At 43.3% G+C, this 18,306-nt stretch carries 16 protein-coding genes and 11 tRNA genes; 21 read left to right on the plus strand and 6 right to left on the minus strand.

Annotated features, from left to right (window positions below; all coding sequences use genetic code 11):
- The first annotated feature begins 17 nt into the window (after nt 1-17).
- The 13 genes from pth to GDK41_RS12295 all read left to right on the plus strand — a co-directional run bounded on the left by pth (nt 18) and on the right by GDK41_RS12295 (nt 3,685).
- Nucleotides 18-602, plus strand: a complete 585-nt coding sequence (gene pth, locus GDK41_RS12235; protein ID WP_152086670.1) for an aminoacyl-tRNA hydrolase — start codon at nt 18-20, stop codon at nt 600-602.
- A 46-nt stretch (nt 603-648) separates the two neighbouring features.
- Nucleotides 649-1,740: a redox-regulated ATPase YchF gene (gene ychF, locus GDK41_RS12240; protein WP_152086671.1), complete on the plus strand. Its 1,092-nt coding sequence runs from the start codon at nt 649-651 to the stop codon at nt 1,738-1,740.
- Nucleotides 1,741-2,003: 263 nt separating this feature from the next.
- Nucleotides 2,004-2,080 (plus strand) — tRNA-Met (locus GDK41_RS12245).
- A 45-nt stretch (nt 2,081-2,125) separates the two neighbouring features.
- A tRNA-Leu gene (locus GDK41_RS12250) sits at nt 2,126-2,210 on the plus strand.
- 44 nt (nt 2,211-2,254) lie between these two features.
- Nucleotides 2,255-2,329 (plus strand) — tRNA-Gln (locus tag GDK41_RS12255).
- A gap of 1 nt (nt 2,330) precedes the next feature.
- A tRNA-Met gene (locus tag GDK41_RS12260) sits at nt 2,331-2,407 on the plus strand.
- Nucleotides 2,408-2,423: 16 nt separating this feature from the next.
- A tRNA-Leu gene (locus GDK41_RS12265) sits at nt 2,424-2,508 on the plus strand.
- 153 nt (nt 2,509-2,661) lie between these two features.
- Nucleotides 2,662-2,736, plus strand: a tRNA-Gln gene (locus tag GDK41_RS12270).
- A 57-nt stretch (nt 2,737-2,793) separates the two neighbouring features.
- A tRNA-Leu gene (locus tag GDK41_RS12275) sits at nt 2,794-2,878 on the plus strand.
- Between the two features lie 147 nt (nt 2,879-3,025).
- Nucleotides 3,026-3,100 (plus strand) — tRNA-Gln (locus tag GDK41_RS12280).
- Nucleotide 3,101: 1 nt separating this feature from the next.
- Nucleotides 3,102-3,186: transfer RNA gene (locus tag GDK41_RS12285), tRNA-Leu, on the plus strand.
- Between the two features lie 249 nt (nt 3,187-3,435).
- Nucleotides 3,436-3,510 (plus strand) — tRNA-Gln (locus tag GDK41_RS12290).
- A 90-nt stretch (nt 3,511-3,600) separates the two neighbouring features.
- A tRNA-Leu gene (locus tag GDK41_RS12295) sits at nt 3,601-3,685 on the plus strand.
- A 142-nt stretch (nt 3,686-3,827) separates the two neighbouring features.
- Here the strand turns inward: GDK41_RS12295 and GDK41_RS12300 are convergent.
- On the minus strand, nt 3,828-4,985 hold the full coding sequence (locus GDK41_RS12300) for an FAD-dependent oxidoreductase (protein WP_152086672.1): 1,158 nt from the start codon (nt 4,983-4,985) through the stop codon (nt 3,828-3,830).
- 241 nt (nt 4,986-5,226) lie between these two features.
- Between GDK41_RS12300 and miaB the strand changes: the two genes are divergently transcribed.
- The 7 genes from miaB to GDK41_RS12335 all read left to right on the plus strand — a co-directional run bounded on the left by miaB (nt 5,227) and on the right by GDK41_RS12335 (nt 11,792).
- Complete coding sequence (miaB, locus tag GDK41_RS12305) at nt 5,227-6,660, plus strand: tRNA (N6-isopentenyl adenosine(37)-C2)-methylthiotransferase MiaB (protein WP_152086673.1); 1,434 nt, start codon at nt 5,227-5,229, stop codon at nt 6,658-6,660.
- Between the two features lie 51 nt (nt 6,661-6,711).
- Nucleotides 6,712-7,752: a PhoH family protein gene (locus GDK41_RS12310; RefSeq protein WP_152086674.1), complete on the plus strand. Its 1,041-nt coding sequence runs from the start codon at nt 6,712-6,714 to the stop codon at nt 7,750-7,752.
- The gene (gene ybeY / locus GDK41_RS12315) at nt 7,749-8,207 is read left to right on the plus strand and encodes an rRNA maturation RNase YbeY (RefSeq protein WP_152086675.1); all 459 of its coding nucleotides are present in this window, start codon (nt 7,749-7,751) and stop codon (nt 8,205-8,207) included. Before GDK41_RS12310 ends, ybeY begins: the two co-directional genes overlap by 4 nt.
- A gap of 60 nt (nt 8,208-8,267) precedes the next feature.
- Complete coding sequence (gene corC / locus GDK41_RS12320) at nt 8,268-9,146, plus strand: CNNM family magnesium/cobalt transport protein CorC (RefSeq protein WP_152086676.1); 879 nt, start codon at nt 8,268-8,270, stop codon at nt 9,144-9,146.
- Nucleotides 9,124-10,701 (plus strand): apolipoprotein N-acyltransferase, encoded by a 1,578-nt coding sequence (lnt, locus tag GDK41_RS12325; RefSeq protein ID WP_152086677.1) that lies wholly within the window; start codon nt 9,124-9,126, stop codon nt 10,699-10,701. The genes corC and lnt overlap by 23 nt, the downstream gene beginning before the upstream one ends.
- 327 nt (nt 10,702-11,028) lie before the next feature.
- Entirely contained in the window at nt 11,029-11,274 is a 246-nt protein-coding gene (locus tag GDK41_RS12330; protein WP_152086678.1) for a helix-turn-helix domain-containing protein, read from the plus strand.
- Nucleotides 11,271-11,792 carry a GNAT family N-acetyltransferase gene (locus tag GDK41_RS12335; RefSeq protein WP_152086679.1) on the plus strand — a complete coding sequence of 174 codons (522 nt, stop codon included), beginning with the start codon at nt 11,271-11,273 and terminating at the stop codon, nt 11,790-11,792. The genes GDK41_RS12330 and GDK41_RS12335 overlap by 4 nt, the downstream gene beginning before the upstream one ends.
- Before the next feature lie 20 nt (nt 11,793-11,812).
- On the opposite strand, the gene GDK41_RS12340 is transcribed toward GDK41_RS12335, so the two are convergent.
- Together GDK41_RS12340 and GDK41_RS12345 are read right to left on the minus strand one after the other, a co-directional pair.
- Nucleotides 11,813-12,559: an SDR family oxidoreductase gene (locus GDK41_RS12340; protein ID WP_152086680.1), complete on the minus strand. Its 747-nt coding sequence runs from the start codon at nt 12,557-12,559 to the stop codon at nt 11,813-11,815.
- A 55-nt stretch (nt 12,560-12,614) separates the two neighbouring features.
- A complete protein-coding gene (locus GDK41_RS12345) occupies nt 12,615-13,148 on the minus strand; it encodes a hypothetical protein (protein WP_152086681.1) in 534 nt (177 codons plus the stop codon).
- A gap of 364 nt (nt 13,149-13,512) precedes the next feature.
- On the opposite strand from GDK41_RS12345, the gene GDK41_RS12350 reads away from it, so the two are divergent.
- Nucleotides 13,513-14,703, plus strand: a complete 1,191-nt coding sequence (locus tag GDK41_RS12350; protein ID WP_152086682.1) for a type III PLP-dependent enzyme — start codon at nt 13,513-13,515, stop codon at nt 14,701-14,703.
- 72 nt (nt 14,704-14,775) lie between these two features.
- Here the strand turns inward: GDK41_RS12350 and GDK41_RS12355 are convergent, their stop codons facing one another.
- The 3 genes from GDK41_RS12355 to GDK41_RS12365 are packed head-to-tail and all read right to left on the minus strand — an operon-like array spanning nt 14,776 to nt 18,185.
- Nucleotides 14,776-15,258 (minus strand): FKBP-type peptidyl-prolyl cis-trans isomerase, encoded by a 483-nt coding sequence (locus GDK41_RS12355; protein ID WP_152086683.1) that lies wholly within the window; start codon nt 15,256-15,258, stop codon nt 14,776-14,778.
- Nucleotides 15,258-17,681, minus strand: a complete 2,424-nt coding sequence (locus GDK41_RS12360) for a Lon protease family protein (RefSeq protein WP_152086684.1) — start codon at nt 17,679-17,681, stop codon at nt 15,258-15,260. Before GDK41_RS12360 ends, GDK41_RS12355 begins: the two co-directional genes overlap by 1 nt.
- Nucleotides 17,682-17,726: 45 nt before the next feature.
- Nucleotides 17,727-18,185 (minus strand): zinc ribbon-containing protein, encoded by a 459-nt coding sequence (locus GDK41_RS12365; protein ID WP_152086685.1) that lies wholly within the window; start codon nt 18,183-18,185, stop codon nt 17,727-17,729.
- Between the last annotated feature and the right edge of the window lie 121 nt (nt 18,186-18,306).

Raw genomic sequence — 18,306 nt, forward strand, 5'->3', positions numbered from 1 at the left:
ATTAAGGTGTCAGCACCTTGAATAATATTCAAATGCTAGTGGGCCTGGCTAATCCAGGCCCCGAATATCAAAACACACGTCACAATGCGGGTGAATGGTTCATTCTCGAACTCGCCAAACGCTACAACTGCCAACTAAAACCTGACGCAAAACACCACGGCCTAACTGGCAAAGTACTTATCAATAATCAAGAATTCAAACTTTTGATCCCAACCACCTATATGAACTTAAGTGGTAAATCGGTAAGCAGCCTCGCTAATTTTTATAAAATTCCCGTGGAAAACATTCTCGTTGCACATGACGAAATGGATTTAGAACCAGGTGTTGCCAAGCTCAAAAAAGGCGGCGGGCATGGCGGCCATAACGGCCTAAAAGACATCATCGCCAAAATGGCGAACAATAAAGAATTTATGCGTTTGCGAATTGGTATTGGCCATCCCGGACACAAAGATAAAGTGACGGGTTGGGTGTTAGGTAAAGCGCCTAAAGAAGACCAAGAGAAAATTGATGCTGCGGTTGATGAAGCCGTACGTTGTATGGAAATTCTAGCTAAAGACGGTGTGTTAAAAGCACAAAATAGACTACATTCATTTAAGCCGTAATTTAAAGTATATTGCGTTTATCTGAGTCAAATTAGGGTTCAAAACTATGGGTTTTAAATGTGGCATTGTTGGTTTACCTAATGTTGGTAAATCTACCCTTTTCAATGCGTTAACTAAAGCGGGTATCGAAGCCGCCAACTTTCCATTTTGTACTATCGAGCCAAATACAGGTGTAGTACCGGTTCCTGATAATCGCCTAAATCAATTAGCCGAAATCGTGAACCCGCAGCGCATCATACCGACAACAATGGAGTTTGTTGATATTGCGGGTTTGGTTAAAGGTGCATCAAAAGGTGAAGGCCTAGGTAACCAGTTCTTAGCTAATATTCGTGAAACAGACGCTATCGGACATGTAGTTCGTTGCTTTGAAAATGAAAATATCGTTCACGTAGCAGGTACTATTGACCCTGCTGATGATATTGATGTGATCAACACCGAACTTGTTTTAGCTGATATGGATGCCGCTGATCGCGCTATGCAACGTAACGCTAAAAAAGCCAAAGGCGGCGATAAAGAAGCAAAATTCCAGAACCAAGTACTTGAAAAAGTAAAAGCCCACTTAGATGAAGGCTTAACACTCCGTTCATTGCAATTGGAAAAAGAAGAAAAAGAAGCGATTAAGCCAATAAACTTCTTAACCATCAAGCCAACTATGTACATTGCAAACGTGAATGAAGACGGTTTTGAAAATAACCCTTTCCTTGATAAAGTACGTGAAATTGCAGCGGCTGAAGATGCGGTTGTGATCCCAGTATGCGCTGCAATCGAAGCGGAACTTTCAGAACTTGAAGACGAAGATAAACTTGAGTTTATGGAAGACCTTGGTCTTGAAGAGCCAGGGTTAAACCTTGTGATCCGTGGTGGCTACGAATTACTTAAGCTACAAACATACTTCACAGCAGGCGTAAAAGAAGTACGCGCATGGACTATTCCAGTTGGTGCAACTGCGCCACAAGCTGCAGGTAAAATTCACACTGACTTTGAACGCGGCTTTATTCGTGCGCAAACCATTGCTTTTGATGACTACATTCAATATCGTGGTGAAAGTGGTGCAAAAGATGCGGGTAAGTTCCGCCAAGAAGGCAAAGATTACATCGTTAAAGATGGTGATGTACTGAACTTCTTATTCAATGTCTAAAGTACATTAAATCAAAAAGGGCCCCAGAGGCCCTTTTTTGTTTTTGTAGATAAGTATGTTGCTTTACGATAAAACAAACGCGACTACTTTACATACAATCGATTAAAATAGCAGCGGCCAATGACATTAACGTGACCAATTAGGCTATTTAATCTGCAAATAGACACGCTAGGACAGTTTTTTGCAAAAAAGGTGTTGACGACTTTGGGGCATATCAGCATAATACGCCCCGCATCAGCGATGATGAGAAATAAAAAAAAGATGGCTATGTAGCTCAGCTGGTTAGAGCACATCACTCATAATGATGGGGTCCCCTGTTCAAATCAGGGCATAGCCACCATATTTTTTATTACTACCAAACTCATCGATTTAGCTGGTCAACCTTGCGGGGGTGGCGGAATTGGTAGACGCGCTGGATTTAGGTTCCAGTATCTTCGGGTGTGAGAGTTCAAGTCTCTCCCTCCGCACCAACTTCTCGATAAGAAGTAAAATTATCAAACTAAGTAAACGTTGTTGGAGTATCGCCAAGCGGTAAGGCAGCGGGTTTTGATCCCGCCATTCCCAGGTTCAAATCCTGGTACTCCAGCCATGGCTATGTAGCTCAGCTGGTTAGAGCACATCACTCATAATGATGGGGTCCCCTGTTCAAATCAGGGCATAGCCACCATTTACTTACCTCCTGTGCGGGGGTGGCGGAATTGGTAGACGCGCTGGATTTAGGTTCCAGTATCTTCGGGTGTGAGAGTTCAAGTCTCTCCCTCCGCACCATCTCTTAAAGATGTAAAAATTAAGACTCAATCGTTGGGTATCGTCTCGCTACGAAGTAGAAGCGGTAAGGCAGAAGAGAGAGGTTTTGTTCCCTCACTCATCCACCCCCAGATTCAAATCATGGGACCAACACTTTAGATTTGAGTTAATCGTTGGAGTATCGCCAAGCGGTAAGGCAGCGGGTTTTGATCCCGCCATTCCCAGGTTCAAATCCTGGTACTCCAGCCACTCTTTCTACCAATAAGAGTGGAAGATTAAAAACTAGGATTTTTTAAATCCCTCAGTGCGGGGGTGGCGGAATTGGTAGACGCGCTGGATTTAGGTTCCAGTATCTTCGGGTGTGAGAGTTCAAGTCTCTCCCTCCGCACCAACTTCTCGATAAGAAGTAAAATTATCAGACGTAAGTCAACGTTGTTGAAGTGTCGCTTCGCTGCGAAGCAGAAGCGGTAAAGAATAAACGAAGTTTATTCTCGGATTCAAACCTCCGGATCAACAACTGGTTTGAAATACCTTTAGTTGGAGTATCGCCAAGCGGTAAGGCAGCGGGTTTTGATCCCGCCATTCCCAGGTTCAAATCCTGGTACTCCAGCCATGCGGGGGTGGCGGAATTGGTAGACGCGCTGGATTTAGGTTCCAGTATCTTCGGGTGTGAGAGTTCAAGTCTCTCCCTCCGCACCATCTTTCAAAGATGAAAATAAAAGATTTGAATAATCGATTGATGGGTATTGCCTCGCTGTGAAGCAGAAGCGCTAATAAAGAATGAAATTCTTTTAAACCTGAGTCTTTTTAAAGATCTTACATATTGATTTGATTAATCGACTGATGGGTATTGCCTCGCTGTGAAACAGAAGCGGTAATAAAGAATGAAATTCTTTTAAACCTGAGTCTTTTTAAAGATCTTACATATTGATTTGAATAATCGACTGTTGGAGTATCGCCAAGCGGTAAGGCAGCGGGTTTTGATCCCGCCATTCCCAGGTTCAAATCCTGGTACTCCAGCCACTCTATCTACCAATTAAAGTGGAAAGTCGACGCTCTATAAAGCTAGTAGCTTAACTACTCAACATTATGCTTTTGAGCATATCCTGTGATGCGGGGGTGGCGGAATTGGTAGACGCGCTGGATTTAGGTTCCAGTATCTTCGGGTGTGAGAGTTCAAGTCTCTCCCTCCGCACCATCACATAAGTCACCTGCTTTCTTTTACAAAGCTATTTTCTCCTATAATCTCAAAAAGTAACTTACTTTTGAAACTCATAGCCACAAATTTCTTATTCCCATAAAAAAACGGACCTAAGCCCGCTTTATTCGACGTAATTTGATCACCACCCCATTGCATGCTCTAACACTTTGCGTTTTAAAGGTCCTGCTTGATCAGCTATTTTTAATACGCCATTGCGCAATAGCTTTAATGGTGCAACCTCATTTGAAAAACCAAAGTAGCAAGCATCCATCATACTCATCATTGCTAGATTATCACCACGGCGCTTGCGCTCATACGCCTTAAGAGCTTGTGTGCTTCCCATATCCTCTAGAGGTTCCAGACACTCTGCCAGTGCAGCCACGTCTTTAAAGCCTAAGTTCACGCCCTGCCCCGCTAATGGGTTAATGGTATGTGCAGCATCACCTACAAGTACCAATCGTCCCTGACTGTATTGATTGGCATGTTGGCGAGCTAATGGAAAAAGTGCTTTTTGCTCAACCGTAAAATCTCCTGGCAACTCAAAAAAGTGTTCAAGTATTTGCTCTTTTAATTGCTCATTTGAAAAGCTCTGCAAACTTGCCAACTTCGCACCGTCTTGATACCAAATCAAGTTAGCATAAGGCGCCTGCATTGGTAAAAATGCGATAGGGCCCGAGGGCTTAAATTGCTGCCAAGTTTTATACTGCTGAGGGGCATCAAGTTTAATTAAAATGCCCATGCACGCTTGTTGATATTGCCAACCTGTAACGCCAATTCCGGCTAACTGACGAATTTGCGAGCGTCCACCATCTGCCGCTATGATTAAATCGGCTTGGTACGCCTTATCTTCATAATGCAATGTGATTGAGTCAATATTTTGCTCCAAAGCAACTGGCGCTGACTTTACCTGCTCTACTTCAATGCTGTGCTCTGTAAACTGAGCCCACAAACTTGCTTGAATAAGTTTATTTTCAATCAAATGCCCTAAGTGGGTTTGCGAAACCTCTTCTCTATCAAATAACAAAGTGTTGTTTGGCTGCTCGTATGCTTCTAATTGGTGATAGGGTGCAATACGGCTATCTCTTAATAATGGCATAGCACCCAGCTCATCTAACAAGCTTTCAGAGAATCGATTGATAGCCGACACTCGAATATCAATTTGTGCATTGGCTAGTACCTCCTGAGCGTCGATAAGGTGCCTTTCTAGTACAGTAACCTGTGCCCCTTGCTTGGCTAACTTGAGCGCCATTGCAGCACCCACCATACCGCCACCAACAACCACTACCTTGTTTTTCATATTGTTTGCCCTGTCAATTTGAAACAGCTTTATTGTATCTTAACTCTGTGGCTTTTGTCCGTTTGTAATCACCGCAATACGCTTAACCTTGATCCACCTTTTTAAAGTTAAAATCTATACTTGGCTAGTGACCTTTGGTCATATAAAATACGCGTCCTTTAAGCTTTGCGATTGCATGGCGAAATTACCAATTGCGCGACGTTGTGCATTAAAACCGAATTGAAAACGAGGCAATATTTCAATGAGTAAAAAGTTGCATATTAAAACCTGGGGTTGTCAAATGAACGAGTACGACTCTCAGAAAATGGCTGATCTACTGGATGCCACTAACGGCTATCAAATAACAGACGAAGCCGAGCAAGCTGATGTTATCTTACTCAATACCTGTTCAATTCGTGAAAAGGCGCAAGAGAAAGTGTTTCACCAACTCGGTCGTTGGAAACTGTTAAAAGACGACAACCCAGACTTGGTGATTGGTGTGGGTGGCTGTGTAGCATCGCAAGAAGGTGACACCATTCGCCAGCGTGCGCCATTTGTAGATATCGTGTTTGGCCCGCAAACACTGCATCGTCTACCTGAGATGATTAAGCAAGTGCAAAGCAAGCAAGGCGCTGTAGTTGATATTTCATTCCCTGAAATTGAAAAGTTCGATCGCCTGCCCGAACCAAAGGCTGAAGGCCCAAGCGCATTTGTATCCATTATGGAAGGTTGTTCAAAGTACTGTACGTTCTGTGTTGTGCCATATACTCGCGGTGAAGAAGTAAGCCGCCCACTGGATGATGTCCTACTAGAAGTAGCACAGTTGGCAGAGCAAGGTGTACGAGAAGTAAACCTACTTGGCCAAAACGTCAATGCATACCGTGGTGAAACACACGATGGTGAAACATGTTATTTCTCTGATTTACTGCGTTACGTTGCCGCAATAGACGGTATCGATCGTATTCGTTACACCACATCACACCCTGTCGAGTTTACGCCAGATATCATCGAAGCCTATGCAGATGTACCAGAGCTTGTAGACCACTTGCATCTACCAGTGCAAAGTGGTTCAGATCGTATTTTGAACCTGATGAAACGTGGCCATACCGCACTTGAGTACAAGTCAACTATTCGTAAGCTACGTAAAATCCGCCCGAATTTAAGTATGTCGTCTGATTTCATCATCGGTTTCCCAGGTGAAACGGCTGCCGATTTTGAAGCAACCATGAACCTTATCAATGACATTGGCTTTGATATGAGCTTTAGCTTTATTTATTCAGCACGACCAGGCACGCCCGCTGCCGACTTACCGGATGATGTCTCAGAGCAAGAAAAGAAAGAGCGCTTGTACATATTACAAAATCGTATCAACCAAATGGCACAAGATATTAGCCGTAAGATGTTTGATACCGAGCAACGTATATTAGTCGAGGGTCCCTCTAAAAAGAACCCAATGGAACTAAGAGGCCGTACCGAAAATAACCGAGTGGTTAACTTTGAGGGTCCACATTCAGTGATCGGTCAGTTTGTTGATGTACGTATAACCGAGGCGTTACCAAACTCTTTACGTGGCGAACTTATTCGTACAGAATCAGAAATGAACTTGCGTAAGGATGTTGCACCGGCCGAGATTTTAAGCCGAGCACCAGTAGAGCCAGAAGCTGATGAGATAGGTGTAACTACTTTTACACCGTAAACACATTGACTGCGCCAGCCCATGCTGGCGCGCTTGTTACAGGAAGCCATTTTGAGTAGTCAGATAAAGAATATAGAGTTTTACCTAGAACCTGCCGATAACAACCGCCTTTCATCACTGTGTGGTCCTTTTGATGAGAACATAAAACAAATAGAACGCAGATTAGGGGTAGAAGTTGCCCATCGTGATAATTGGTTTAAAGTAACAGGGCAGCCTGCGCAAGCCAAAGCTGCTATGGACATTTTGAAGTCTTTATACGTAGATACTCAACCTTTGCGCGGTCAAATTAACGAGATAGAGCCAGATAACGTACACTTAGCCATTAGTGAAGCGAATGTGTTAGAACAAGATGCTCCTGCTGTTTGGGAGCAAGAAGTTTACATTAAAACCCGCCGTGGTGTAGTTAAGCCTCGAAACCCAAATCAAAGCCAATATGTGGCAAATATACTAAGCCATGACATTTGTTTTGGCATTGGGCCTGCCGGAACAGGTAAAACTTATCTTGCCGTTGCAGCTGCAGTTGATGCCCTAGAGCGACAGGAAATTCGCCGTATATTACTTACTCGCCCCGCAGTTGAAGCCGGCGAGAAACTCGGCTTCTTACCGGGTGACCTTACTCAAAAAATAGACCCTTATTTACGCCCACTCTATGACGCGCTATTTGAAATGCTTGGTTTTGAAAAAGTTGAGCGCCTGATTGAGAAGAATGTTATTGAGGTCGCACCTCTTGCCTACATGCGTGGTCGAACCTTGAATGACGCATTTATTATTTTAGATGAAAGCCAAAACACCACTACAGAGCAGATGAAAATGTTCTTGACGCGTATCGGCTTCAACTCAAAGGCTGTAATTACGGGCGATATCACACAAATTGATTTGCCCCGCGGCGCTCGCTCAGGGCTACGCCACGCCATCGAAGTGCTCAGTGACGTAGAAGAAATTTCATTTAACTTCTTTAAATCTCATGATGTTGTGCGCCACCCTGTTGTGGCACGAATTGTTGAAGCATACGAGAAAAAAGAAGAAGCTGAACGCAAAGAAAAGGCACTTAAAGAACAAGCCTACAGACAAGCCAAAGAGCAAGATAAATGAGCGTAGACGTAGATTTACAGATTGCTTGTGAGTTTGAAGATTTGCCATCTCAAGCTCAGTTTGAGCTATGGGCAAGTAAAGCATTGCAACCCTACTTAGAGCATAGCGAACTGACCATTCGAATAGCGGATGAGCACGAGAGCCAAGAGCTGAACCATCAATATCGTGGCAAGAATAAGCCAACCAACGTGCTATCGTTTCCATTTGAAGCACCACCGGGGATTGAGTTGCCACTAGTAGGCGATTTAATTATTTGCCCACAGGTTGTGAAGCAAGAAGCAATAGAGCAAGAAAAGTCTTTTCATGAGCATTTCGCCCATATGGTGATTCACGGTTGCTTGCATTTACTTGGCTTTGACCATATAAATGAACAAGACGCTATGGAAATGGAAAGTCTGGAAAAAGAATTTTTAGCGACGTTGGGAATTAGCGACCCCTACCGCGACGATTTGTAACCATTTTATGGCCAAATAACATCTTTATCTTTTTGATATTTTACGGAGTAAAACACGACAATGAGCGACGATAACTCGCAGAGTAGCCAGGGTTCTTCTGGCAAAACCTGGTTGGGACGCATCACGCAGATGCTGCAAGGGGAACCCCAAAACAAAGAAGAGTTGGTAGAAGTCATTGCTGATGCTCAGGAGCGCGATTTAATCGACCCTGAGACTAAGGATATGATGGAAGGTGTATTAGGTGTCTCTGAGCTTAAGGTTCGTGACATTATGATCCCTCGATCACAGATGATCACACTTGACGTAGACGAATCATTGGAGCAACAGCTACCTACGATGGTTGAGTCTTCGCACTCTCGCTTTCCTGTTATCTGTGAAGATAAAGACCACGTTGAAGGTATTTTATTGGCAAAAGATTTATTGCCTTTAATTTTGAATAAAGATGAAAACTTACCTGCGATCCGAGAATATTTGCGTCCCGCAATTGTGGTCCCAGAAAGTAAACGCGTTGATGCATTACTCAATGAGTTTCGTCAAAAACGCTACCATATGGCCATTGTTGTTGATGAGTATGGCGGCGTATCAGGTCTTGTTACCATTGAAGACATTCTTGAAATCATTGTCGGTGAAATTGAAGATGAACATGATGACGATGAAGATCAGCAAGATATTCGTCAGTTATCAAAGCACACTTATGTAGTCCAGGCTTTGACACCACTGGATGAGTTCAATGAATTTTTCAAAACTGGCTATGACACACAAGAAGCAGACACCATCGGGGGCATAATCTTGCACGCCTTTGGACACATGCCTAGCCGTGGTGAAACGATTGATATCGAGCCGCTGCAATTCAAAGTGACCAATTCAGATAACCGTCGTATTATCCAACTTCAAGTCACTGTTCCTAAATCAGAAGATGGCGACGACGAAGCTGAGTAAAATAGCATCCTTTTTATGTGATAAGCGAGCATGGCTAGCATTACTTGCTGGCTTTTCGCTTACTTTTGCCTACGCCCCTTTTAATCTCTGGCCTTTGGTGTTTGTCGCCATTGCGCTTGGCTGTTACGTCACTGACACAGCGTCGTGCAAGCAAGCTGGAAAATATGGCTTCATTTTTGGTTTTGGGTGGTTTGCACTTGGCATAAGCTGGGTGCATGTCTCTATTGCTCAGTTTGGTGGCTTGCCTCTTGCTGTGTCTTTGTTGCTCATGGCATTACTGTGTGGGTATCTTGCGCTTTACCCCATGTGTGCCTTTATGCTGGCCAGCAAATTCCATCGTAGCCCATGGCAACGTGTTGTTATGTTAGTTGTGGGATTTGCCATTTTTGAATATTTACGAGGCAAGTTGCTCACCGGTTTTCCATGGCTTAGCTTCGGCTACACCCTCACTGACAGTCCAATAAATCAACTCGCTCCAATCATTGGAGAGGCGGGTCTTACGCTAGTATGTGTTTTAATTGGCGCATCTTTTTATTACATAGCCAAACTCAAAACGTTTAAACCTGTGCTAGCTTTGGCACTGTTTAGTATCTTCTGCTTAGCGGGTACTTTGCTTATCGACAAACCCCAACATGCACAAAAGAGTATTACGACCTTGCTAGTACAAGGCAATATTCAACAAAGCTTGCGTTGGGAGCCTGAGCACTTTTGGCCAACCATGTCTAAATATAGAGATATGACACGGCCCTACTGGCACGATGTAGATCTAGTGCTTTGGCCTGAAGCCGCTATCCCTGAGATAGAAGACTTTGCAACCCCTTTTTTAAAAGAGCTCGACAAAGCAGCTGCATTTAATAGCACCGCCCTTATCACTGGGATCCCTGATTACCAACTGAATAGTAAAACCGTTTTTAATACTTTAATTGTGCTTGGTAAAAAGACCGCCGAAGACCCTCAAGGACATTACCAATATTTACATTCTAACCGCTATCAAAAACACCAGCTATTGCCCATCGGAGAGTTTGTGCCGTTTGAAGATATCCTTAGGCCGCTTGCACCCTTGTTCAACTTAGCAATGTCTTCATTTACTCGAGGTGAGCGAATACAAGACAATTTAGTGGCGAATGGATTACATATTTTACCCGCGATTTGCTATGAAATAGCCTTTAGCGAACTGGTGTTAGATAACTTTAACGAGCAATCTGATATCTTGTTTACGGTAAGCAATGACGCATGGTTTGGCGATTCTCATGGCCCACATCAACATATGCAAATTGCTCGTATGCGCGCACTAGAATTACAACGCCCGCTGCTTAGAGCCACAAATAATGGTATCACCGGCGTATACGACCCAATCAACAAAAAGCAACAAAGTATCGCCCAGTTTGAAGCTGGAGTACTGAAATCGGATATTAAATTAATTTCCGGAACTAGTGTTTACAGTCGGCTAGGACATACCCCAGTTTGGATTTTTGTTTTGCTTGCAGGGTTAACTGTTATAGGCGCTCGGTGCACCCCCAGGCTCAAACGCCACTTTGAAAGAAGCCTTTTTTAGTCTGATTGAAGATTTCGTTTTTCTCTGCGCACTTTCTTCTTTTCCACATACCAGTTAGTGCATCGCGCTAGTGCAGTATTGGTTTGCATTCACCCTATTTTGGTGCAAAACATCAATTTGAAAAGTATAGTAATTCACAACCATATGAATTATATATAAATTAATAGTTGGTATGGTTCTTTCTACTATTAGTCATCAATCACAATACAATAAGGTGGTTATCATGTATGACTTGTATCAAACTCTTTACCTATTATGGCACTTAGACGTTAGTATTTGGCAGATCCATGACACCCAGCAACCAGTTAGGCGCTTAAGGAGTTAACTATGCGCTCAATCTCTCCCACGCACCCTTTGGTGTTAGAGGCTGTTCACAAGGTACTTAGTGAGCAGTTTTCAATCTCAGAGGCTGCAGAACAATATGCGCTACCTAAGCGCACCTTGTATGATGCGGTGCGTCTTGCTCAGGCTAAACCAAAACAACAAAGTGATAAGTTAAAGGCAACTAAACACTTATTAGAACAACACTTGAAAGAAATCGAACAAACATTGCGCGGATTGCAACATTCATGAATATAAACGTAGTAGAAATAATTCAACCTGAGCAAATCAAGACTCTTCAAACGCAGCTTATTGAGTTGTTGGGGGCATGCATAAATGAAGGTGCATCATTGGGGTTTTATGCGCCAGCAGATACGCAGCAACTAACGTCCTATTGGCAAGATACCGAAGCTTCAGTGGCGCAAAACAAACGCTGCCTTTATGCAGTTTTTCATGGTGACACGCTGATTGCCTCTGTACAACTTGTTCCATGCCAAAAGCAAAATGGTCAACATCGCGCTGAAGTGGAAAAGCTCATTGTTCACCCACAAGCCCAACGACAAGGGCTTGCCCGAAAATTGATGGCTGCGTTAGAGGCTGACGCTTTGCAAAAAGGGCTGAAGTTATTATTTCTCGACACACAAACCGGTGACAAATCTGAGCTTTTCTATCAAGCGCTTGGCTATATTAAATCGGGCGAGATCCCAAAGTTTGTCACCGATAGCAATGGTACATTTAGCAGTACCAGCTATTACTATAAACTCCTATAGATAATCATTGCTAGCTGGGGCTATTTCCCTCCAGCTAAATCAATAAAACTGCCCGTGACATAGCTGGCTTCATCGCTTAACAGCCATGCGATAGCATTGGCAACTTCTTCACTGGTGCCACCACGTTTCAATGGTAATAGGGAAGCGAGACGCTCAACACGCGCAGGCTCACCGCCATCGGCATGGATATCGGTATAGATACAACCAGGTCTCACACAGTTAACTCTAATACCGCTGTCAGCTAATTCCAACGACAAACCAGTGGTAAAACTATCTATGGCACCTTTGGATGCGGCATAGTCAACATATTCGTTGGCCCCACCTAAGCGCGATGCAGCTGAAGACACATTAACAATAGCGCATCGATTGGTATCATGATGCGCTCTAAAGTGTTTAATGGCTTCTCGGGCACAAATAAAATACGGGGTCACGTTTTGCATCAAAATAGCATTAATACGCTCAGCACTCATTTGCTCTACGCGCATTTGGGTTTGCAAAACGCCAACATTGTTTACCAAATGACTGACCGGGCCCAACTGCGCTTGAACTTGTGAAAACAAATCAACTACGGCCTTTTCATCACTAATATCAGCTTGAAAAAGAGCACCTTGGCCACCGCTTATACGTATTTTTTCCAGTACTGAGGAAGCCGCCTCAGTGTTGCTTTTATAGTTTATAGCAACTTTGTAACCCTGTGATGCTAATTGAATAGCGCTAGCCGCACCAATTCCACGGCTAGCACCAGTGATCAAAACAACTTTATTCAAAATAACACCCCCACATTAAGCTTATTGGGGTCAATGTACACAACGACAGCTAAGATTAAAACTGATATCTAAATGCAATAGAAGCTGCTGCTTCGTTTTCCTTACTTGCCCTTTGTTCACCATAACCCGCCATTGCGCGCATTTTCCAACCACTTTCATGATACGCCCTCGAGAAAGAATAACTGTAACTCACTCCCAGTCCATAAACACTTTTCTCATCAAATGCTTGTGAAATAGCAGAGCCTAGAGCACAACCTAATATTCCACCAATAGATGGGTCTTTATCTTTTTCACACTCGGCTTCGCGATTACTTGCTTTTATGCCTACAGCTCCCACCACTAGCCCTAATGCATGCTTATCGTTGTCACTAACAACTCTTTCCCAACCAAAAGTGAATCCAACATCGAAACTTTGCCCAACCTGAAAGTACAGCCCGCCATCATCAGAATAACTACCAATTTCAGCATTTAAGACATATGGAAAACCAACACCAAGAGAGTAACCCATTGTACTCTCTGAAGAGTTCGCATTCGCACTTGATGCATATACACTTGTTATAAAAGCAAATGTTAAGGCAAGTTTGTTCATTTCATTTCCTTGAGATCGTTAAAGTAACAAGGTTCCTTTTGAAGGAACACAGACTGTTAAAATATACTCTCGTACCTGATTTCAAGCAATGAAATAAATGTAACAATTGTTAGCACCCACGCGATAGACAATCTATTTTGCATATTTCCAAAATTTTTCTTGCATCAAAAAAAAACAGCAACTAATATCCGACTGCTTCTTGATGATAGCCAATCCGAGTACATCACACTTAGCGTGTGGCAAGGCGATAGAGCAACTATCCAAGAGTGACTTTGACTGCGTATTTACGCGCTTATTGACGCTCAACTTTTCAACTTCATTTGAAATTAGTTTGGAAAGTTTGTTTCTATTTTTGGAGGCTCTTATGGCTAACTCGGCGTTGGATTTTTCTGCTTTTTCATCTTCAGCTCTTAGTGCTGAACAAATTCACCTAATTGAAACTTCGGTTGCGCAATTTGGTGCGCCATTACTTTTACTAGACTGTGATGTCGTTCGCCAACAATACCGTGAACTGGCAAGTGCTTTACCTAATGTCACTTTACACTTTGCGCTAAAGCCACTTCCTCATGAAGCGGTGGTGCGCACATTGCTAGCGGAAGGTGCCAGTTTTGATTTAGCCACCAGCGGTGAAGTAGATTTGGTCGCATGCCAAGGTGTGCCTGCAGAGAAAACCATTCACACCCACCCAATTAAGCGCGATAAAGATATTCTTGATGCGCTTGATTACGGCTGCACTGTGTTTGTGGTGGATAACCTCAATGAATTAGACAAGTTTATTGCCTACAAAGATCAAGTTGAACTGTTGGTGCGTTTAAGCTTTCGTAACGCAGATGCATTTGCTGACTTATCGAAAAAGTTTGGTTGTAGCCCTGCTATGGCCATTGAGATCATTACTCAAGCGCAGCAGCTCGGTATTCGTATTAAAGGTTTATCGTTTCATGTTGGCTCGCAAACAAGCAGCCCGCAAAAATATGTGGATGCTATTTTGGCTTGCAAGCAAGTAATGGAGAATGTGGTCGCACTTGGGTTACCCGCGCTTAGTACCCTAGATATTGGCGGTGGTTTCCCTGTGAGTTACTCAAAGCAAGTAACTCCTATTGATGAGTTTTGCTTACCTATCAATGAAGCACTGGCTCTTTTGCCAGAAACAGTGCAAGTATTGGCAGAGCCTGGACGCTTTATTGTGGCACCAGCCATGATGAGCATTTCCTCGGTAATGGGCCAGGCACAACGGGATGGCAAAACTTGGTATTACTTAGATGATGGCATTTATGGCTCTTTTAGTGGCTTAATGTTTGATGAAGCTGACTACCCAATTGTCACTATAAATCAAAGCGCTGAATGTTATCCTAGCGTGCTAGCTGGGCCAACCTGCGACAGCATTGATGTCGTCGCAGAAAACATTATGCTACCCAAGCTTGTTAATGGCGACTTGATTGTTGCGCGCATGATGGGCGCATACACCAGTGCTACAGCGACTGACTTTAACTTCTTTAAACGCGCACAAACCATCGTGTTAAATGAAGTGGCGATGCCAAGTGTAATGATTGGCTAATTAAAATGAATAAAACAAATATGCCGAGTTTATAACTCGGCATATTTTGTGTACGGTGGCTAACAATTGCTACTAAGACTCTATGTCGAGTAATTCAACCTCAAAAATCAATAACGATCCTGGTTCAATTTTGCCTGCGGCTCTATCGCCATAACCTAAATCAGGCCCAATGAAAAAGCGGTACTTATCGCCTTCTTTCATCAATTGCACTCCCTCGGTCCAACCTGGGATCACCTGGTTTAAGCCAAAACTAATCGGGCTATCACGCAATACCGAGCTATCAAATACCGCGCCATCAAGTAACGTACCATGATAATGCACTTTTACTTTGCTGGTTGCTGTTGGGTGAACCTCTCCACCACCGCTTTGCAATACTTCATACTGCAAACCTGAAGCCGTCGTTTGAATACCTTCTTTTGTGGCGTTCTGTGCTAAAAATTCCTGCGCGGCTTTACGATTGAACTGTGCAGTTTGTTTTTGAGTTTTAGACTGTTTGTAAACAAATCCTACTATGACCAGCACTACAACCAATAAAATGATGTTTGTCGTCGACATTACTCACCTTTCTCTTTGTCATTATCTTTGTCGTCTTCTTTATCTTCCCCATTAACCACACTGGCAATATGCGCCAAACGCGCAAGCGCCAAAGCGTTAATACTCCCCTCTGGGTACTCTCCTTGCTCTAGTTTACCCGCAGGTTTGTCCATTAATAACGTCAGCGCTTCATCAACACTTTCAACGGCATAAATATTAAATTTGCCCGTTGCCACTGCCGCAACAATTTCATCATCTAGAACAAGGTTTACACGGTTTGAATTGGGAATGATCACCCCTTGCTCTCCTGTTAAACCGCGCATTTTACATAGCTTAAAGAACCCTTCAATTTTCTCATTTACCCCACCAATGGCTTGCACTTCACCATGCTGGTTAATGGAACCCGTTAACGCTATCGATTGGTTAATAGGAAGTTGAGTGATCGCTGATATAAGTCCGCATAATTCCGCCAAAGACGCACTATCTCCATCGATGTAACCATAGCTTTGCTCGATTGCAATATTAGCACTCAGTGTTAAGGCAAAATTTTGTGCATACTTATTACCTAAATAACCGGTCAGTAGCATGACGCCTTTTGAGTGAATTGACTTACCTAACTCAGCTTCTCGTTCAACGTCAATCACCCCATCCGCCCCAGCATACACCGTTGCCGTTATGCGTGCAGGTGTGCCAAATGCCGTGTCACCAATGTGTAACACTGTCAGGCCATTTACTTTACCAACTGCTTTGCCTTGGGTGGCTATCAGTGTGTGGCCCTCTTGGATGTCACTGAGCATATTCTCGCTAAGTTGTCCGGTACGATACTGTTTGCCAGCAACCGCCTCATCAATATGTTCCGCTTCTATTTGTGTAACATCATCTTGTTTGGCATAAAAACTAGCCTCAGCTACTAACTCCAACACATCAGCAAAACGTGCGGATAACTTAGTATGGTGCTCTGCTTGGCGGTAACTAAACTTGAGCAAACGCACAAAAGCTTGTGCACTTAACGTACAGTTTAATGTGTTGTTAGCGTAGTTTTGTACTTTAGTAATGAACTGATACTGCATTTTATCTGAGCTTGGCAAATAATAATCAAAATCTGCCAGTACCCTAAATAACTCTGCAAATTCTTCATCATACTCACCAATGGTGTAATAAAGGTCACGTGATCCCAATAAAATAATTTTTACGTCTAAGGGGATAAGTTGCGGTTTCAATGTAAAGCTACTACCCACCGAGTTGTCTTGGTAAGGTAAATCATTCTTAATTTGGTGGGTTTTTAACGATAGCTTCAGCCCGTCCCACACTTGTGGGTTCGCCAGCACCTTCTCAGCATCCATGATTAAATAGCCACCATTTGCTCGATGCAAAGCGCCGGCTTGAATCGAGCGGTAACTGGTGATCAATGTCCCTTGCGATGTAGCGTATTCAACTTTACCAAATATATTGCCAAAAGTTGGGTTAGGCTCATACACCACAGGTGCAGGGTCACCATCTTTGTATTCCACTAAAATATTGGGTGCAAAGAAATCATTGAGCATCCCTTTTGCGTCAAAGTCATCTTTACCTTCATCGCTGTTGGCGTCATCATCTAGCCACTCAAGCACAGCATCAACAATTTCTGTACGCAAATCTTTTAAGTAACGCACCACCCCAATATGGCTCGCATACTTATGCTCTAAAGTACGCAACAGGGGCTTAGTAGCCATTTCAACAGTTGATTTTTTAAGATTGCGCAGTTTTTCTGATGACTCGCGTTTCCACCTTGGAAGCTCAAGTAACGCTTCAATTAACGCGTCTTCTAACTGCTCAATCGCATTAATAAAATGTGCTTGCAAGTGCTCATCAAGCGCTGCAAATTCATTATCATCAAGCTGCTTACCATCCACGACGGGCGCGAACCCAACAAGGTTGCTTTCTTCAAGCAAGGCAACACTTTTCTCGGCTGCCAACTGCTCTACTGCAGTGAGTGCCGCGTTATATTTGTTGTCAAAATCTCGGTCGATGGATTTCTTTTTACGTTGATAACCAGGGTTGTCAAACGCAGCAGGAAATGTATCTGCCACTTCATCCAAAAACTCATCAATATCATCAGCCAGCTCTTTACTTTGGCCCGCTTGCATAAACATCGCGATAGGCTCACGGTGATCATCGTAATTGTTTACGTATAACCACTCTTTTGGCGTTTGTCGTGTTTTACTATGAGATTCGAGCTTGTCTTTTACCATGGTAAAACGACCCAGTGCCGCCTCTCCCATAACAAATACATTGTAACCTGGCAGCTCCATCCCCAACGCAAAATCTAATGCACTTTGGGCACGCTGTTGGCCAATAAAGGGAAGCGTTTCTGGGTAAGGGTTGTGCATACAAGATTGCACATGAGTGACAGAAACTGACGGTGCTAACGCGTCAGTCGATAGTGGTGATATTTTTTTGGTCATTCCTAACTTCTTATTTCTAAACGCTAACTACAATCAAGCTAGGTTTTATGGGGACAATGCTTTACGTATAAACTCATCATGCCCGCACTCTGAGCAGGGCATAATTTCACTGGCGTAAAACACATCCGATTTATTGGAGCAATTCTTACATACTAATTGCCCCATTGCTATCCATTCTCCGCTCTTGTAGGTACCTTTGTGATTAAAATCTTGCACTAGCGCTTGCCACTCTAACTGCGTTCTATCTTCAAGTTGCGCCAACTCATACCAGATTGACGCTTTAAGCTCTTCCCATGCTAGGTCATCATAATCTTTTTTGTGCTTTTTAAGGTGCGCCAAGTCACGGCTCAAGTAATGCTGGTATGTCTGCAGCTTCTCCTGAGAAAAGTCTTTTAAAGCTTGCTGGTGCTCTATAAACTTCTCTACCAAGTCATCTACTTCATGCTCTTTTACATCTTTAACCCAATCAATGAATTGTGTTAACCACGCTTTATAACCTGACATGTCTTACTCCATCTTTGCCGTATCATCTTAACTATAGCTTATGGGATACACAGTGTGACTTTAAGCTCAGTGCAAATACTTAAAAATGCGCTGTAGCCACTGTGAATCGGTGCTTTTTTGG

Source organism: Pseudoalteromonas sp. A25, from assembly GCF_009176705.1.
Classification (GTDB): domain Bacteria; phylum Pseudomonadota; class Gammaproteobacteria; order Enterobacterales; family Alteromonadaceae; genus Pseudoalteromonas.

Excerpts from the sequence above, each read along its gene's own strand:
- GDK41_RS12330 (WP_152086678.1), top strand. The coding sequence starts at position 11,029 with ATGCGCTCAATCTCTCCCACGCACCCTTTGGTGTTAGAGGCTGTTCAC.
- GDK41_RS12355 (WP_152086683.1), bottom strand. The coding sequence starts at position 15,258 with ATGTCGACGACAAACATCATTTTATTGGTTGTAGTGCTGGTCATAGTA.
- GDK41_RS12360 (WP_152086684.1), bottom strand. The coding sequence starts at position 17,681 with ATGACCAAAAAAATATCACCACTATCGACTGACGCGTTAGCACCGTCA.
- GDK41_RS12365 (WP_152086685.1), bottom strand. The coding sequence starts at position 18,185 with ATGTCAGGTTATAAAGCGTGGTTAACACAATTCATTGATTGGGTTAAA.
- GDK41_RS12300 (WP_152086672.1), bottom strand. The coding sequence starts at position 4,985 with ATGAAAAACAAGGTAGTGGTTGTTGGTGGCGGTATGGTGGGTGCTGCA.
- GDK41_RS12345 (WP_152086681.1), bottom strand. The coding sequence starts at position 13,148 with ATGAACAAACTTGCCTTAACATTTGCTTTTATAACAAGTGTATATGCA.
- GDK41_RS12335 (WP_152086679.1), top strand. The coding sequence starts at position 11,271 with ATGAATATAAACGTAGTAGAAATAATTCAACCTGAGCAAATCAAGACT.
- ybeY (WP_152086675.1), top strand. The coding sequence starts at position 7,749 with ATGAGCGTAGACGTAGATTTACAGATTGCTTGTGAGTTTGAAGATTTG.
- lnt (WP_152086677.1), top strand. The coding sequence starts at position 9,124 with ATGGCGACGACGAAGCTGAGTAAAATAGCATCCTTTTTATGTGATAAG.
- GDK41_RS12350 (WP_152086682.1), top strand. The coding sequence starts at position 13,513 with ATGGCTAACTCGGCGTTGGATTTTTCTGCTTTTTCATCTTCAGCTCTT.
- ychF (WP_152086671.1), top strand. The coding sequence starts at position 649 with ATGGGTTTTAAATGTGGCATTGTTGGTTTACCTAATGTTGGTAAATCT.
- miaB (WP_152086673.1), top strand. The coding sequence starts at position 5,227 with ATGAGTAAAAAGTTGCATATTAAAACCTGGGGTTGTCAAATGAACGAG.
- corC (WP_152086676.1), top strand. The coding sequence starts at position 8,268 with ATGAGCGACGATAACTCGCAGAGTAGCCAGGGTTCTTCTGGCAAAACC.